At 51.0% G+C, this 15,258-nt stretch carries 15 protein-coding genes and 1 riboswitch; of the genes, 10 read left to right on the forward strand and 5 right to left on the reverse strand.

What is annotated here, in order from left to right:
- Positions 1-143 precede the first annotated feature (143 nt).
- Complete coding sequence (brnQ, locus tag BBI15_RS01410; protein ID WP_068871573.1) at positions 144-1,517, forward strand: branched-chain amino acid transport system II carrier protein; 1,374 nt, start codon at positions 144-146, stop codon at positions 1,515-1,517.
- Positions 1,518-1,563: 46 nt separating this feature from the next.
- Here the strand turns inward: brnQ and BBI15_RS01415 are convergent, their stop codons facing one another.
- A complete protein-coding gene (locus BBI15_RS01415) occupies positions 1,564-2,226 on the reverse strand; it encodes a GntR family transcriptional regulator (RefSeq protein WP_068871575.1) in 663 nt (220 codons plus the stop codon).
- A 163-nt stretch (positions 2,227-2,389) separates the two neighbouring features.
- On the opposite strand from BBI15_RS01415, the gene BBI15_RS01420 reads away from it, so the two are divergent.
- On the forward strand, positions 2,390-2,749 hold the full coding sequence (locus BBI15_RS01420) for a SpoIIAA family protein (protein WP_068871577.1): 360 nt from the start codon (positions 2,390-2,392) through the stop codon (positions 2,747-2,749).
- A 6-nt stretch (positions 2,750-2,755) separates the two neighbouring features.
- Positions 2,756-3,112: a SpoIIAA family protein gene (locus BBI15_RS01425; RefSeq protein WP_068871579.1), complete on the forward strand. Its 357-nt coding sequence runs from the start codon at positions 2,756-2,758 to the stop codon at positions 3,110-3,112.
- A 1,047-nt stretch (positions 3,113-4,159) separates the two neighbouring features.
- Here the strand turns inward: BBI15_RS01425 and BBI15_RS01430 are convergent.
- A complete protein-coding gene (locus BBI15_RS01430; protein ID WP_068871580.1) occupies positions 4,160-4,363 on the reverse strand; it encodes a hypothetical protein in 204 nt (67 codons plus the stop codon).
- 121 nt (positions 4,364-4,484) lie between these two features.
- Here BBI15_RS01430 and BBI15_RS01435 point away from each other — a divergent pair, with 121 nt between their 5' ends.
- The 6 genes from BBI15_RS01435 (at position 4,485) to BBI15_RS01460 (ending at position 11,380) form a co-directional block, all read left to right on the forward strand.
- Positions 4,485-5,675, forward strand: coding sequence for a class I SAM-dependent rRNA methyltransferase (locus tag BBI15_RS01435; RefSeq protein WP_068871581.1), 1,191 nt, complete (start codon positions 4,485-4,487; stop codon positions 5,673-5,675).
- A gap of 119 nt (positions 5,676-5,794) precedes the next feature.
- The gene (locus BBI15_RS01440) at positions 5,795-7,009 is read left to right on the forward strand and encodes an MFS transporter (protein ID WP_208599439.1); all 1,215 of its coding nucleotides are present in this window, start codon (positions 5,795-5,797) and stop codon (positions 7,007-7,009) included.
- 32 nt (positions 7,010-7,041) lie between these two features.
- Positions 7,042-8,781, forward strand: coding sequence for an ABC transporter ATP-binding protein (locus tag BBI15_RS01445; protein ID WP_068871582.1), 1,740 nt, complete (start codon positions 7,042-7,044; stop codon positions 8,779-8,781).
- Positions 8,782-8,842: 61 nt separating this feature from the next.
- Positions 8,843-9,604 carry a MerR family transcriptional regulator gene (locus BBI15_RS01450; protein ID WP_237150896.1) on the forward strand — a complete coding sequence of 254 codons (762 nt, stop codon included), beginning with the start codon at positions 8,843-8,845 and terminating at the stop codon, positions 9,602-9,604.
- 96 nt (positions 9,605-9,700) lie between these two features.
- A complete protein-coding gene (locus BBI15_RS01455) occupies positions 9,701-10,447 on the forward strand; it encodes an endonuclease/exonuclease/phosphatase family protein (protein WP_068871586.1) in 747 nt (248 codons plus the stop codon).
- A 96-nt stretch (positions 10,448-10,543) separates the two neighbouring features.
- Entirely contained in the window at positions 10,544-11,380 is an 837-nt protein-coding gene (locus BBI15_RS01460) for an endonuclease/exonuclease/phosphatase family protein (protein ID WP_068871588.1), read from the forward strand.
- A 62-nt stretch (positions 11,381-11,442) separates the two neighbouring features.
- On the opposite strand, the gene BBI15_RS01465 is transcribed toward BBI15_RS01460, so the two are convergent.
- Positions 11,443-12,072, reverse strand: a complete 630-nt coding sequence (locus tag BBI15_RS01465) for a queuosine precursor transporter (protein ID WP_068871590.1) — start codon at positions 12,070-12,072, stop codon at positions 11,443-11,445.
- Between the two features lie 12 nt (positions 12,073-12,084).
- A complete protein-coding gene (gene queF, locus BBI15_RS01470) occupies positions 12,085-12,579 on the reverse strand; it encodes a preQ(1) synthase (RefSeq protein ID WP_058382035.1) in 495 nt (164 codons plus the stop codon).
- Positions 12,580-12,674: 95 nt separating this feature from the next.
- Positions 12,675-12,722, reverse strand: a riboswitch (PreQ1 riboswitch).
- 536 nt (positions 12,723-13,258) lie between these two features.
- Here queF and BBI15_RS01475 point away from each other — a divergent pair.
- Positions 13,259-13,768, forward strand: coding sequence for an NUDIX domain-containing protein (locus BBI15_RS01475; protein ID WP_068871592.1), 510 nt, complete (start codon positions 13,259-13,261; stop codon positions 13,766-13,768).
- Between the two features lie 97 nt (positions 13,769-13,865).
- Here BBI15_RS01475 and BBI15_RS01480 read toward each other — a convergent pair whose 3' ends face one another.
- Complete coding sequence (locus BBI15_RS01480) at positions 13,866-15,194, reverse strand: cytochrome P450 (RefSeq protein ID WP_068871593.1); 1,329 nt, start codon at positions 15,192-15,194, stop codon at positions 13,866-13,868.
- Positions 15,195-15,258: the final 64 nt, after the last annotated feature.

The following is a 15,258-nucleotide window of genomic DNA, read 5'->3' on the forward strand; positions in this document are numbered from 1 at the left end:
TTCCGAAAATAAGAATTTAATACTTGCATTTTATAGAGGATGTTGTAGTATTACCTTATGCAATATATCGCATACAATTATTTGTTGATAGTATTTCAGGATAAAAAAGAATGAATATTCAAAAAGTAAAGGAGTTAATATGTATGGACAGCAAATTATCGATGAAGGCGTATCTTATCATCGGCACCATGCTTTTCGCATTATTCTTTGGGGCAGGGAATTTAATCTTCCCGGCACAACTCGGCCAATATGCAGGTGAAAATGTGTGGATGGCGATGGCCGGTTTCTTGACCACAGGCGTCGGCTTGCCGCTTCTCGGCATCTTGGCCATCGGCTTCTCGAAAAGCCGGGACTTGCAAGATCTTTCGAGCCGCGTGCATCCGGTTTACGGCTTATTGTTCACGGCAGCGCTTTATTTGACAATTGGGCCATTCTTCGCGTTGCCACGAACGGCAGCCGTTTCTTATGAAGTGGGAATCGTGCCATTCCTCGGCGAAGTGTCGATGACGGCTGGATTGATCGTGTTTTCAATCATCTTTTTTGCCGTATCTTTATTGTTGTCGTTGAATCCGACACAAATGGTCGAAAGTATCGGTAAATTTTTGGCGCCAGCCATCTTGGTGGTACTCGGCATTCTTCTGGTTGCGGCGTTCTTCTCTCCGATGGGCGAGGCTGGCCCTGCCCAGGAAGGATACGCAAGCGGTGCCTTCTTGACCGGGTTTACGGAAGGTTACAATACGATGGACGCGCTCGCTTCCCTCGTGTTCGGCATCATCGTCATTTCTGCCGTGCGGAAAATGGGCGTCACTTCTCCCAAAGGCATCTTGAAAGCTACACTTCGCAGTGGCGTTGTCGCGGCCGCCTTGTTGGCGGTCGTGTACTCAGGCATCGCATTCCTTGGTGCCACAAGCACATCCCAGCTCGGCCTCTTGGAAACAGGGGGATCCGTGCTGAGCGGAGCTTCGAGCCATTACTTCGGCACATTCGGCGCTTTGCTGCTCGCTGTGATCATCACCTTGGCGTGCCTTACCACAGCAGTCGGCTTGACTGTCGCCAATGCGGAATTTTTCCATAAGCTGACCCCTGGCATCAGCTATCGCACCTATGTCTTTATCTTCACCGTGTTTTCATTGGTCGTCACCAATGCGGGCTTGTCGAACATCATCACGTATTCGATTCCGGTATTGATGTTCTTGTATCCACTCGCGATCGTCCTAATCATGCTAGCTTTCTTGTCGCCTCTTTTCAACCACAGCCGCATCGTCTACGTATCGGCGATTGGCGTGACGTTCTTCATCGCCATCGTCGATGGGTTGAAGACCTTGACAGGATCGCTTGGCGTGGCCAACCCAACTTGGCTGCAGAGCGTCATCGATTTCTATTCGGAAGTCCTGCCGCTATACGCTGATGGGCTTGGCTGGCTGGTACCGGCTTTGGCCGCTATCCTCATTTCAGGCGTGGCGGTCCGCTTGAGAAGCCGCGGGGAAGCGAAATCCCCGGCTTTTACAAACCGATAAAAAAAGCTGTTCCCTAACGTGCCGGACACGTTGTGGAACAGCTTTTTTAAATGCCTTTGGAAGCGGTCAGGTCTTCGATGGTGCGGACCCAGTTGGATTTCATCAGATGTGAAATCTTCTCGCCGTCCCCAGCTTTCAATGTTTCGATGATTTCGATGTGCTCGTCATGGGAACGCATCGTCAATACGAGTGAATGGTGGAAAAATTGTCTGCGGACGTGTGATTGAAGCTGGCCGAGCATGGAATCTATATAGGGATTTCCGGCCGCGTCCACGATGATCTGATGGAATTCTTCATCGATCTTCAAAGCAGAGAAGGAATCGTTGTTGCGGATGGCACGCGCAAATTTCCGGTTGGTTTCTTCCAACAAGCCAAAAAGCTCAGGCGTCAAATTAGGGATGGCCAGTTCACCGGCAAGCGCTTGGAGCGCGGCAAGAGGGGGCAGGAGGTGTTTGATGTCTTCGATATGGATATCCGTCACGCGTGTCGCTTTGCCGGGAAACATTTCGATGAACCCTTGGACTTCAAGAAGTTGCAGGGCTTCACGAATCGGCGTCCGGCTTAAATTGAGCGCTTCAGCAAGTTCGGTGTCGACCAGTTTCTCGCCCGGCTGCAGGGTGCCATCGATAATCCATTGCTGCAATTGCAGATGGGCACTTTCTTTAGCAGAAACGCGTACCGGTTTTGCATGGTCTACAGGAATCGGCATAGTAAATCTCCTTTCGAAATTATCTGATTCCATTATACACTAATCTGCAGTCCATTAAAATGCAGAATGCGATATATCCAAAACCGTGATTTGCGAATGTCAGTTTGATGCGTGGTCTAAAGGGAATAACAGCATTATCAGGAAACTTTAAGGAGGAGCCGCCATGTTATCATTCTTCACCAGCAAAGACGAACAAACTTTGGCCATTGAAGTGGAAGGCAAAGTGACGAAAGGGGATTTGGAGAAATTCGACAATGTCGTGTTCGACAAATTCCGCAATGATGAGAAATTCAATGTCTATGCCGTGATCAACGAAATTGATGCCCCGACAGCAGGCGCCATGTTCGAAGAGTTGGCCGTCGATGCCAAGCGCTGGAGCCAGTACAATAAACTTGCGGTCGTCAGTGAAACAAACTGGATGGATAAGGCATCGGGCGTAATCGATAAACTCCCGGGCGTACAAGCTGAACATTTTCCGATGGACCAGATGGACCAGGCCTGGGATTGGATAAAGGAGAGGTGAACAGACATGTTATCCATCGTACCGAGCAAAGACATCGAAACAATCGCGATTGAAGTGGAAGGGCGTGCGAGCAAAGCCGACGTCGAGAAACTGGATCACGTCATCCGCGAGAAAGTGGGCGAAAAAGGGCATTTCAACATGTACGCAATCATCTACAAAGTGGAAGATTCCACCTTATTCGATGCGGCAGACAGTGCGGACATCGACCGTGAAAGCTGGAGCCAGGCACGCAAGTTCGCGGTCATCAGCGAAAAGGACTGGACTTCGGCAGCGAACGGCTGGCAAGGCTTTGCAGACGGCTTGGAAACGCGCCATTTCAAGCTCGACGAAATGAACGATGCCTGGGAATGGGTGCAAGAATAACCAATGGCTACAAAGCGTTCCGCATTGCGCGGAGCGCTTTTTTCTGTCGAGAGAGCTATTGAAGCCAGAAATTAGAATACTTGGAATGGAAAGGAGTGATTGGAGAAGTTTGCGCTTTTCGACTGCGTTGCAGGGGGCTGCTTGGGGCTCGCAGGATGCGAGTCATGCAGCTGATGCGACAGGACGTCGCGCTTTCAGCTGCCCGGAGATGGGGCGGGTGCCCGGCCAATGTGCCGAATTTCTCTGTGTTTGAGCATCGCTTGATACGCGTTGCTCAATTCTCACTGCGTTCGAACATCGCAGTAGAACCGTTGCTCCCACATCTGCTCAACCCTCACTATGTTCGGGCATCGCAAAAAAATATTTGCTACGCAGATGCGTCGCAAATGAATGGACTCGCCATCCATTCACCCCTTCCACTCCGTCTCTAGTTTTAGAGTGAGCGATCGTTTCTTCAGTTCATTTAAAGAGAAGCGTGGAAATGCATCATGTTTTGTAGCTCATATCGTTTGGATCAAAGAGAGTATGATTTTCAATTCAAGCACCTATTTGTCAGATGGCGCATCTCAAGAAGCGATTTCCACACTAGCCGGCAACTGGGTATAGAAGCAGATCTACCTAAACACACTCTACTTAATGAGATCACCAAGCCGCCGAGCGTAAAAGGATGAGCCGACGCCGTAAGACAGGTGCTCTTCCTGGCTTATGGCAGGAGGCCAACCCAAAGCATGGCGGCAGATAACAAGATGAAGCACAAATAGAATGCTGAGACACTTCAACACGTAAACTCTCACTAGCTGCTTCAAACATATCTCGGGAAGCGATTCCCCCGCTAGCCGGTAACTGACTAAAGAAGTCGATCTAAATAAACGTATGGAGATAAATGGAATATTTTAGCCGCCGAGCGCCGAGGGTGAGCCAACGCCGTAAGACAAGTGTTCTTCCTGGCTTATGGCAAGAGGCCAACCCAAAGCCCGGTGGCGACTACTAACCTGAAGCTCCTATAACAGCAAACACATTTCCGCAATCACACTCCAAATATCTTCATTAAGCTTCCTCAATACGCACAAGCTCCGCCCGCACGATGTGGAACAGATTCAAGACAAGCGTCTTGCCCGCTGCATCTTCGACCGGAAGCAGGCTGACGGCGATGCCGATGAAATGGTCTTCAAGCGCACCTTCAATGCGGATGCCTTCTAGCATGTCCCCGTTTGTCAGCAGGATGTTGTAGACGTAGAACTTCTTTTTCACGACGGCTCCTCCTTTCCGTATCCAATTCATTGAAAAAGGCGTTTGAAAGTGGGCAGGGCGATAGATTTCCTTTACACTGATTATAATGCAAAATGCAACGGCATAGATAGGATGAGGAATTGTGAGAAACGAATTGACGGCAACAGTGAAGGACAGTTTGAGAAATGAATTGGCGAAAGGCTCTCCGCTCATCACGAAAGATGGATTGATGAGCGAAATCGATGCACCGGAAGGCACTTTGCTGCGACTGGTCGATAAAGACGGGGAATATCTCGGGACGGGCTATTACGGCGAGCAGAACAAAGGCGCCGGCTGGGTCTTGACGAGAAATCAGGACGAAGCGGTCGGCCAGGCCTTTATCGAGCGCAAGCTGGAATTGGCATTCAGCCGCCGCGAGAAATTCTTCCACAATCCGGAGACGACCGCGTTCCGCGTCTTTAACGGCGAAGGGGACGGGTTCGGCGGATTGACGATCGATTATTACGCAGGATTCTATTTGCTGTCCTGGTATAGTGAAGGCGTCTATTCATTCCGTGAAGACCTCGTGGCCGCTTTGGAGAATGTAGCGGACTGCACCGGAATCTACGAGAAGAAACGTTTCGATACGAAAGGCCAATACATCGAAGACGATGATTTCGTATCCGGAGAGCGCGGCGAATTCCCATTGATAGTCCAAGAGAACAGCATGAACTTCGCGGTGTACTTGAACGACGGGGCGATGACCGGCATCTTCCTAGACCAGCGCGATGTGCGACAGGCGATCCGGACGAAATATGCGGAAGGCAAGACCGTGCTGAATACCTTCTCCTATACCGGAGCCTTTTCTGTAGCAGCGGCGCTCGGCGGGGCGGACAAGACGACGAGCGTGGATCTCGCGAAGCGCAGCTCGGCGAAAACGATCGAGCAGTTCAGCATCAACGGCATCGATTTTGACGAGCAGGACATTCTGGTCATGGACGTCTTCAATTATTTCAAATACGCGAAGCGCAAGAACTTGAGCTTTGATGTAGTGGTCCTCGATCCGCCAAGCTTTGCGCGCTCAAAAAAGCATGTCTTCAGCGCAGCGAAAGACTACACCAATTTGATGAAAGAAACGATCGATATCACGGCAGCGGGCGGCTTGATTGTCGCTTCGACCAACAGCGCTTCATTCAATATGAAGAAGTTCACCCAAATGATCGATAAAGCATTCAAGGATCGAAACCAAAAATACAAAGTGGTGGAGACGTATAGCCTGCCGGCGGATTTCCACGTCGACAGAAGATTCCCGGAAGGCGATTACCTGAAAGTATTGTTCCTGCGTTTACTGTAAGGCGGGCTCATAGGCAGAAACAAAGAGCGCAGATGGGCATTCCAAGTTGAATGTGCATCTGCGCTTTTTATTGGTTTATAATGGAAAATAATATGGTTAGCAAATTTGGAGGGAGCATTATGGCAAAAGCAATTTCCTCATCTTCGCTCGCGGGCAATCCGGTGTATCCGGTGATGTTCGCGATTGGCGGTGTGCATTTACTGAACGATTCCTTGCAGGCAGTGATTCCGGCAATGTTCCCGATTTTGGAGAAGGATTTGGGCCTGACTTTCACCCAGCTCGGGCTAATCGCGTTTGCGCTCAATATGGTGGCGTCTGTCCTGCAGCCGGTGATTGGGTTTGCGAGCGATAAAAAGCCGATGCCTTACGCGTTGCCGCTCGGCATGGTGTTCTCGTTTATCGGGATCGCAGGCCTGGCCTTTGCGCCGGAGTATTGGCTCATCCTGTTATCGGTCATTTTCCTTGGTTTCGGTTCTGCGGTGTTCCATCCGGAAGGCTCGCGCGTGTCGTATATGGCAGCGGGTTCGAGACGCGGCTTGTCGCAATCGATTTACCAAGTCGGCGGCAACTCCGGGCAAGCATTGGCGCCTTTGATCAGTGCCTTTATCCTTGTGCCGCTCGGGCAGCGGGGCGCGGCGCTGTTTCTCTTCGTTGCGGCAATCGGCATTTTCGTGCTATCCAAAATTTCCGCCTGGTACAAGGCGCAATTGGAACGCGATAAATTGGAGAAAGTGACAAAAGCGGTGCTGTCTTCCTTGCCGCCTTTGACCAAAAAGCAAGTGGGCACCGCCTTGACCTTGCTGTTGTTGATCATTTTCGCGCGCACGTTTTACATAACGACGATCACGAGTTTTTATATATTCCATTTAATGGATAATTATGGCGTGACAATCCAACAAGGTCAAATGTTCATTTTCCTATTTCTCGGAATCGGGGCATTCGGGACCTTTTTCGGCGGCCCGCTCGCCGACCGCATCGGCCGCAAGCGTGTAATCGTGCTGTCATTGCTTGTGCCGATCCCGCTGGCGCTTGTGCTGCCATATGTCGCCTTGCCGATCGTCGCTCTCATTCTTGCCGTATTGGGCTTTTTCCTCATGTTGAGCTTTTCCGTCATGGTCGTCTACGCCCAGGAACTCGTCCCGAGCAGGATCGGCACGATGTCCGGGCTGACGGTCGGTTTGGCATTCGGCATGGGCGCCATCGGATCTGTCGCGATCGGGGTGTTGATGGATTCGATTGGCGTCTACGAAACGATGATCATCATTTCCTTATTGCCGATTCTCGGGCTGGTCGGCCTCGCTTTGCCGAAAGACCGGAAAATTGCCGCTTCGTAAATCGTCCGACTGGATAGATAGGAGATGGAGTTATGGAACCAAGTCAGAAAAAACAAGGCATCAAGCCGTTTTTCACGCTTCTCACGTCGATTAAGATCCCGAAATGGGCGCTCGTTTTCGGATTGGCGACCAGTTTAATCACAACCATCGTCGGCTTGTTGGTCCCGTTGTTGACAAGGGAATTGGTGGACGGCTTTTCAGTGGAAACGTTAAGCGCAGGTTTGATTGCGGCACTTGCCGCTGCCTTCATCGTGCAGGCAGTCATCAACTGCGTATCGATTTATTTATTGAGCATGGTCGGGCAGCGCATCGTGGCCGGGTTGCGCGAGCGCATGTGGCTTCATTTACTGCGGTTGCGTGTCGGCTATTTCGACCAGCACGCAAGCGGCCAGACGGTGAGCCGCGTCGTCAACGATACCGGCATCGTCCGGAATCTCATCACTGACCATTTCCCGAATTTTGTCACCGGCATCATTACGATCATCGGGGCTGTGGTGATTCTCCTGGTGCTCGATTGGAAAATGACCTTGATCATGATGCTCGCCGTACCGCTGACAATCGCCATCATGATTCCGCTAGGCCGCAAGATGGCGAAGATTTCCCGCAGCTTGCAGGACGAGACGGCCGTGTTCACGGGCGACGTCCAGCAGACGCTTGGGGAAATCCGCCTGATGAAATCGTCGACTGCGGAACCGGTGGAAGAACAGCGCGGGTTGTCGGGCATCCAGAAATTATACGGGCTTGGCATGAGGGAAGCGAAAGTCTATGCCTTGATCGGCCCGCTCATGTATTTGGTTGTCATGGTCGTCATCGTGATGATCATCGGCTACGGCGGCATCCGTGTATCGCAAGGGTCGATGTCGACCGGATCCTTGGTCGCTTTTCTTCTCTATCTATTCCAGATTATCGTGCCACTCGCGACATTTGCGCGTTTCTTTACGGAATTGCAGAAAGCAAAAGGGGCGACGGAACGCATCATCGATATTTTGGAGTTGCCGCGAGAAGAACAAGAACAGGGCATGGAGATGGACATCAGCGGCAAAACGCTGCGACTAGAAAACGTCAGCTTTGCCTATGAAAACGGCGAGCCGGTGCTGCAGGATGTTTCGTTTGAAGCGCATCCGGGCCAAAAGATTGCGTTTGCGGGGCCAAGCGGCGGGGGCAAGACGACCATTTTCGGCTTGATCGAGCGCTTTTATGAACCGACTGCAGGCGTGATTACCATCGGCGAGGTACCGATCAGCGACGTGGCCATCGCTTCCTGGCGCGACCAGATCGGCTATGTATCCCAGGAAAGCGCCATGATGGGCGGGACGATCCGTGCGAACCTGACTTACGGCCTGCCGGATGCCGGCCGCTATAAGGATGAAGAATTGTGGCGGGTGTCCCGCATGGCCTATGCTGAGGAGTTCATCGCTTCGTTCCCCGACGGATTGGACACACAAGTCGGGGAGCGCGGCGTGAAATTGTCCGGCGGTCAACGGCAGCGCATTGCCATCGCCCGCGCATTTTTGCGCGACCCCAAATTATTGATGATGGACGAGGCGACCGCAAGCCTCGACAGCCAGTCCGAAGGCATCGTCGGGCAGGCGCTTGGCCGCTTGATGGAAGGGCGGACGACTTTGGTCATTGCGCACCGCCTGTCGACGATCGTCGATGCCGATCAAATCATCTTCATTGAAAAGGGCCGGGTCACGGGCATCGGCAACCACCGGGAGTTAACCGGGAAGCATGCGCTGTATCGCGAATTCGCCGAGCAGCAATTGACCTAATGTTTTTCTTGACCTTGACGCTGCGTCAAGGTTTAAGATGAAGTCATCAGGAGGTGGCGGCATGTACACAGTGCAGAAATTGGCTTCGCTTGCCGGCGTGAGCGCGCGGACCTTGCGCTATTACGATTCGATCGGTTTATTGACGCCGCAAAAAAATGAGTCCGGTTACCGGATGTACGGGCGTCCGGAAATCGACCGGCTCCAGCTCATCTTGTTCTACCGCGAACTCGGATTCGGGCTTCACGACATCGCGAAGCTATTGGATGATCCGGATTTTGATGAAATCGGGGCATTGCTCGGGCAGCGGGAACAATTGCTTGAACAACGCAGCCGCCTGGACCTTTTGATTAGCAATGTGGAGAAAACCATTTCCGCAAAAAAAGGGGAGAGCCAAATGGCAGACCATGAAAAGTTCGAAGGATTCAAGAAGCAGCTGGTTGAGGACAATGAAGCGGCTTACGGAAAAGAGATCCGCGAGAAATATGGCGATGCGGAAGTCGACCGGTCAAACGCCAAAATGCTCGGCATGAACCAAGAGCAATACGAAGCGTTCAAGCGTCTCGAGCAGGAGGTCCTGGAGAAGCTGGGGGAAGCGCTGAAAGGCGGCGAACCGGAAGGGAATGCTGGGCAGGAAGTGGCCGATTTGCACCGGCAGTGGCTCGGGTATACCTGGGGCAGCTACAATCCGAAAGCGCACGCAGGACTCGCGGAAATGTATGTCGCGGATGAACGCTTCGCGGCCTATTATGAAAAAGCAGGCGAAGGGGCAGCGCAATATTTGCGGGATGCGATCATTGCCTATACGGATAAATTGAATGGATGAACAGGGGCCCGCTTGCTTGCGGGCTTTTTTTGGTTTTATCCAGCTGGGCTGGGGAATGGAAGTAAACGGGAACAAGCGAACGAGGAGGTGGGGAAGATGCTGGCAGTGATGAGCTTTAATATCGCCTCAGGCAAACGGATCGATGGAGAGCTGGACCTTGAACTGACGGCAACAGCGATTGAGCAGGGAAAAGTGGATATTGCCGGTTTACAGGAAGTGGACCGCAATTTTTCCTCGCGCAGCGGGTTTTTGGATCAGGCGAAATGGCTGTCGAAGCGGCTCGGCATGCACATGGCATACGGGCCGAACTTAATCGACAGGGGAGCGGGCGGTGCACGGCCGAAGCGTGAATACGGCAACGCCATTTTAAGCCGTTATCCGATCGTGTCGTCCCAAAACCATGATTTAAGCGCTGTCGAAGTGCACCCGGAGGAATTCGAGCCGCGCGGAATGCTCGAAGCGGTCATCGAAGTGGAAGGGCGGCGATTCTCGTTCTATAATACGCACCTGTCGTTGATTGACGAGGAAGTGGATCGCAGCTTGACGGAAATCATCGCTATAACGTCCGACAACCCCTTGCCTCAATTGCTGGTGGGGGATTTCAATGCCGCGCCTTCAACCAGCCACATCCAGCGATTCTCGAAGCATTTCTACAATGCGTTCGGTTCTGGCCCTTACCCGGATACGTATAAGAAACAAGGCGACCATGGCCAAAAAATCGATTATATTTTCCATGATGCCCATTTCGAGGCGATAGAGGCCTGGACAATTGCCAGCGAAGCCTCAGATCATGTACCAATTGTGGCGAAACTCAAAAATTTACAAAACCATAACATTTTTTAACCTAGATTTAACTTGCAAAAGCGCCATCCTTGCTATAATTAAGGGGACAATCGCAGCTGCCACTGATTCGTTTCAACCAGAAAAGGAGATGGTCTCATGCACGGCGATGCCAGCAGGACCCCAACAGTGAAAGTGATGTCGTTCAATATTGCCCATGGAATGGGAATGGATGGCGAAGTGGATTTAGAGAGAACCGCACAGGTAATCGAAGCGTCGGGAGCCACCATCGTGGCGCTCCAGGAAGTCGACCGCCATTTTTCCAACCGCAGTTCTTATATGGACCAAGTCGAATGGCTGGCCGAGCGGCTCGGGATGTATGCGGCATTTGGCGCTAATTTGAATCAAGCGCCCGATGACCCGGAACGCCCGAACCGCCAGTACGGAAATGCCACATTAAGCCTTTATCCAATCAAATATGCAGAAAACCATTTTTTGACGCAAGTCGTCACCGACATCTACAATAACGAACAGCGGGGTGTCCTCGAGACCGTCATTGAAGTCGGCGGTACGTATCTTAAGGTCTTGAATGCGCATTTGGCATTGAAGGATGAGGAGTTGGAATTGAGTGTCGCGGAAATAATGGAAATCGCGGGCAAAACCCATTTCCCGAAAATCATCGCGGGCGATTTCAATGCACCGCCAACACATCGCCACTTAGCCCATCTCCACTGTACGATGACGGATGTTTTCCTGAAAGCCAAACGCGGCGACGCCTATACGTATCCGTCCCCTTATGAAAATCACGAAACCGGTGAATCGTTCAAGCCGATGACACGCATCGATTATATTTTCGCCGACCGCGGCTTTGACGTGCGGGATGCAGAAAGAATCGAAACGGCTGCCTCTGACCATTTGCCGATTACCGCAGAGCTCGTCTGGACACAGCATAGTGACTCGGCTGCTATCATCGTCCCTGCAGCCCAGCCATCCTGAAAAAAATAAACAGCAAAAGCCGCCGGCACTCAACACGTGCCGGCGGCTTTTTTATGATTCGATTAAGCGAAACTCTTTTGAGCGGCTGTCTTGGAGCGGCGAGCGAGTTTGACGAGCAGGTAGACAAGCGGCGTGTCCGCTGCTGCGACGACCCATTTGAACGCATACTGCGTCAAGATCATGGCGCCCAACGCCGATAGCGGCATCGTCCCGTAAAAAGCGATGGTGATGAAAATCGTCGTATCGGCCAATTGGCTGACCATCGTCGAGGCATTGTTGCGCAGCCACAATTTCGATTCACCATTGCGTGCTTTTAATTTATGGAAAATCGTGACGTCCAGGTTTTGGCTGATGAAATACGATACCAAACTTGCGAGCGTCACCCGGAAGCCGGCCGAGAAAATCGACTCGAACGCTGCCTGGTCTGCAAAAAACGGCGCAGACGGCAAATGGATGGCCGCAAAGATGAACGCCAGCGCCGCGAGCTGCGTGATGAATCCGGCCATGACCGTTTGGCGAGCCGCTTCTTTGCCGTATACTTCCGCGATCGTGTCGGTGATCGGGAACGTAAAGACATAGACGATGACTGCAGCCGGCAGCACCGCCCATTCGCTGATGGAGAACAGTTTCACTGCCAGGATATTGGATAAGATGAGCAGGCCGACAAAAGCGCCATTCAAATAAAGTAACATGGACGATGCTCCTTATCGGTTGGTGATCGTTTCCGGATTCATGTCGTGGTTCATCATCCGGTACGTCGCCATTTCTTCGTATTTCGTGCCAGGCTTGCCGTAATTCGTATACGGGTCGATCGACAAGCCGCCGCGCGGGGTGAACTTGCCCCATACTTCGATATAGCGCGGGTCGAGCAGCTCGATCAAGTCGTTCATGATGATGTTGACGACATCTTCATGGAAATCGCCGTGGTTGCGGAAGCTGAACAAATAGAGCTTCAAGGCTTTGCTTTCGACGAGCTTCTTGTCTGGGATGAAGCTCAAATAGATCGTCGCGAAATCCGGCTGGCCGGTTTGCGGGCATAGCGAAGTGAATTCAGGGCAATTGAATTTGACGAAGTAATCGCGCGTGTGGAGATTGTCGATCGCTTCTAGAATGCCGGGGTCGTATTCAAATTTGTAGCGTGTGTTCTGGTTGCCGAGCAAGGACAAATGCTCGAGTGTTTCTTCGTTTCTTCCTGCCATGTGTGTGGCCTCCTTATATTGGGCCGGCGGGGGAGAGCTATAAAAAAATCGGACAAACGAAAAGCCGAATCGCATGTGGATTCGGCTTGATTTCAAAATCCATAGTTTTTTATAGAGGGTGGAATGCTATGAACCTCTCCCGTTGCCGGGTTATTTAATTTCCTGCCTTATCGTATAAGATGAGGGCGGTTCTGTCAATTGTTGGTTTGTTAGGGCTTTGAGTCTTTGAGTTGCGGGTCATACATTTAGCTACAGAGTGAGTAGAAAAGCTTCCGCTTTTCGACTGCGTTTCAGGGGGGCTGCTTTCCGAGGGGCGGGTGTTGAGCCAATGTACGGCAAAGAGCGCCGTACATTTGTCTCGCCAGCTCGCGCGGTCCCTCAGGAGTCAGCCCCCCTTCCACTCCGTCTCTGGTTTTAAAGTGGTAGATAATTTCTTCAATCCATTAAATATTGAAAGGAGAAAAGCATCTTACTTTGTAGCTCAAGTCATCTGGGCGGTGAATGGTAAGATGAAGCACCCATAGAATTACGGAACAATGGGGAAGCAGGCCCTCGCTACCTTCAGTCCTATGCCGCGATGAAACTAGTTTCACTTTAACTATTACAAATAGAAAATGGAATTTTAAGGTATACTATTTACAACTTTATAGCTGAATTCAAACAGAAAAGTGGTGGAAAGATGGAGTTTCATAAAATACTGGAAGAAAAAGGGCTTAAGAAGATTAATAAGATATTTGAAAGAAAGGCAGTTAGGGCGGTTATTATGTCCGGGCATAACATTCTTCTGGTCCAATCAAACAGGGGAGATTACAAATTCCCAGGTGGTGGTGTAGAAGAAAATGAAAGTGATACAGAAGGACTCGTCCGTGAAATTAGGGAAGAAACTGGCTATATCAATTGTGAAGTCAAAGAATGGGTCGGCACAGTGATTGAACGTCGATCTGATGAATATGAGATGGATGTCGTATTTGAAATGACTTCGCATTATTATATAGCAGAATTGAAAAATGAAGAAAAGCTTCCGTTGCAATTGGATGATTACGAAAGTGTCCTTGATTTTACTCCAGAGTGGGTGGCGTTAGAAGAAGCAATTTTGCAAAATGAGCGTTTAATTCAACAGGTTGAACGGAACAGCTGGTTGAAACGGGAAACATTCGTTTTGAAACAATTAAGAACATACATAAGCTAATGGATGAAAGAGATGTCTGCAATGAAACTGAAGCATAAGAAAAAGGCTGACGAAAACACACCTTTCGCCAGCCTTTTATTATTAGAAAGCTTTTTTATCAATGGAACGGACAACCTGATTGCACAGTCGTGTTCTTCTGTTCGTGATAGAACACATTGTCTGGCCGGTTTTTCAGTTTTTGGACGTCTTTTAAGATCAAGCGGCTTTTTGGCATGGTGGGCATGCGTGACATATCGTAGGACAAGTCCTGTTCAGGCACGCTGTATTTCAGGTTCTCTGCGAAATACTTGAAGAATGATTGCATGACCATGACCGTCATCCACTCGCCGGCGCAGCGGTGTCCGGTGTGATGGTCGCCGCCGCCTTGTGGCACGAAATTGAAGGGGCTGCCGTTCCATGTACTGAAACGTTCCGGGATGAATTCCTCGGGATTGTCCCAGGAATCGGGGTGGTGGTTCGTGCCATACAGATCCAGGATGACGCGCATGTCTTTTTTGAAGTGCACGCCATTCCAGTTGAAATCCTTCTTGGCGATCGCTGCCATGACTGGCGCGAATGGATAATAACGGCGAACTTCCTGGGCGAAATTATGGCTGTAGTTGTTTTTGTCTGCCTGGAGTTTGCCGAGCGTGACCGGGTTTTCGTGCATCGCCATGACGCCGAAGACGATAAAGTACGCGGTTGCGATCATCGGGCGGTAGGCGTTATTCAAGTCGACAGCTGCCGTCTCGAGGTCGAGCAGCTTGCCGTTCGGTGTCCGGTGATGGGCGACGATGTACGCAGCTGTATAGGCTGGCGGATTGTATTCGCCTTTACGGATTTGCTTGATGATTTTTTTCAGCCAGTCTTCGTGCGCATTGCGCGCTTTCATGCCTTCACGGTAGCGCCCTTCGGTGAGTCCGAACGAATCGACCATCGTCACGAGCTCCCATGTGCGCTGCTTGACTTCGCTTTCTTTCATCGGAAGCCCTGCCCAATGGATCATGGAGCGTGTGAAGATTTCCTCGATTTCATCCAAGAGGACGACTTCATCCATGTGTTGCCATTGTTCCGCTTTGGCGTCGAGTTCCTGAATGGCCATGCGTTTGGCATCTTCCAAACGTTCGGGTGTCATCATCGACAGGAACATGCGCTTTTGCTGGTGATGGTCTTCGCCGTCGCGGCCATGGACCGCACCGCGCCCGAAAAGCGTCTGTTCAAGCGGAAGCGGCGCTGCGCCGCTGCGTTTGAAGTACTCGTTATTATAGAACAGTTCAGCTGCTTCTTCGCCGGCCATGCAGATAACCTTTTTTCCGAGCAGGCGGGTCTCGAAAATATCCGAACCCAGCTCTTTGCGGCGGCCAGGCAGGAAATCAAACCCTTCCCCGAGAAGGGATAGGGTATTGTCCAATTCTTTTGCTTTCGGGATCGGGTGCTTCACTTTCATGTAACGTCAGCTCCTTCAGTATGGTCAATGCAGGCGATTCGCCTGTTTAAGTTGAAAAGTCATT

The sequence above is a fragment of the Planococcus plakortidis genome (assembly GCF_001687605.2).
In the GTDB taxonomy this organism is placed as follows: Bacteria; Bacillota; Bacilli; order Bacillales_A; family Planococcaceae; genus Planococcus; species Planococcus plakortidis.

Coding starts and splice junctions, on each gene's coding strand:
- BBI15_RS01450 (WP_237150896.1), top strand. CDS start 8,843: ATGTACACAGTGCAGAAATTGGCTTCGCTTGCCGGCGTGAGCGCGCGG.
- queF (WP_058382035.1), bottom strand. CDS start 12,579: ATGGCAGGAAGAAACGAAGAAACACTCGAGCATTTGTCCTTGCTCGGC.
- BBI15_RS01445 (WP_068871582.1), top strand. CDS start 7,042: ATGGAACCAAGTCAGAAAAAACAAGGCATCAAGCCGTTTTTCACGCTT.
- BBI15_RS01480 (WP_068871593.1), bottom strand. CDS start 15,194: ATGAAAGTGAAGCACCCGATCCCGAAAGCAAAAGAATTGGACAATACC.
- BBI15_RS01465 (WP_068871590.1), bottom strand. CDS start 12,072: ATGTTACTTTATTTGAATGGCGCTTTTGTCGGCCTGCTCATCTTATCC.
- BBI15_RS01415 (WP_068871575.1), bottom strand. CDS start 2,226: ATGCCGATTCCTGTAGACCATGCAAAACCGGTACGCGTTTCTGCTAAA.
- BBI15_RS01425 (WP_068871579.1), top strand. CDS start 2,756: ATGTTATCCATCGTACCGAGCAAAGACATCGAAACAATCGCGATTGAA.
- BBI15_RS01440 (WP_208599439.1), top strand. CDS start 5,795: ATGGCAAAAGCAATTTCCTCATCTTCGCTCGCGGGCAATCCGGTGTAT.
- BBI15_RS01460 (WP_068871588.1), top strand. CDS start 10,544: ATGCACGGCGATGCCAGCAGGACCCCAACAGTGAAAGTGATGTCGTTC.
- brnQ (WP_068871573.1), top strand. CDS start 144: ATGGACAGCAAATTATCGATGAAGGCGTATCTTATCATCGGCACCATG.
- BBI15_RS01475 (WP_068871592.1), top strand. CDS start 13,259: ATGGAGTTTCATAAAATACTGGAAGAAAAAGGGCTTAAGAAGATTAAT.
- BBI15_RS01455 (WP_068871586.1), top strand. CDS start 9,701: ATGCTGGCAGTGATGAGCTTTAATATCGCCTCAGGCAAACGGATCGAT.
- BBI15_RS01420 (WP_068871577.1), top strand. CDS start 2,390: ATGTTATCATTCTTCACCAGCAAAGACGAACAAACTTTGGCCATTGAA.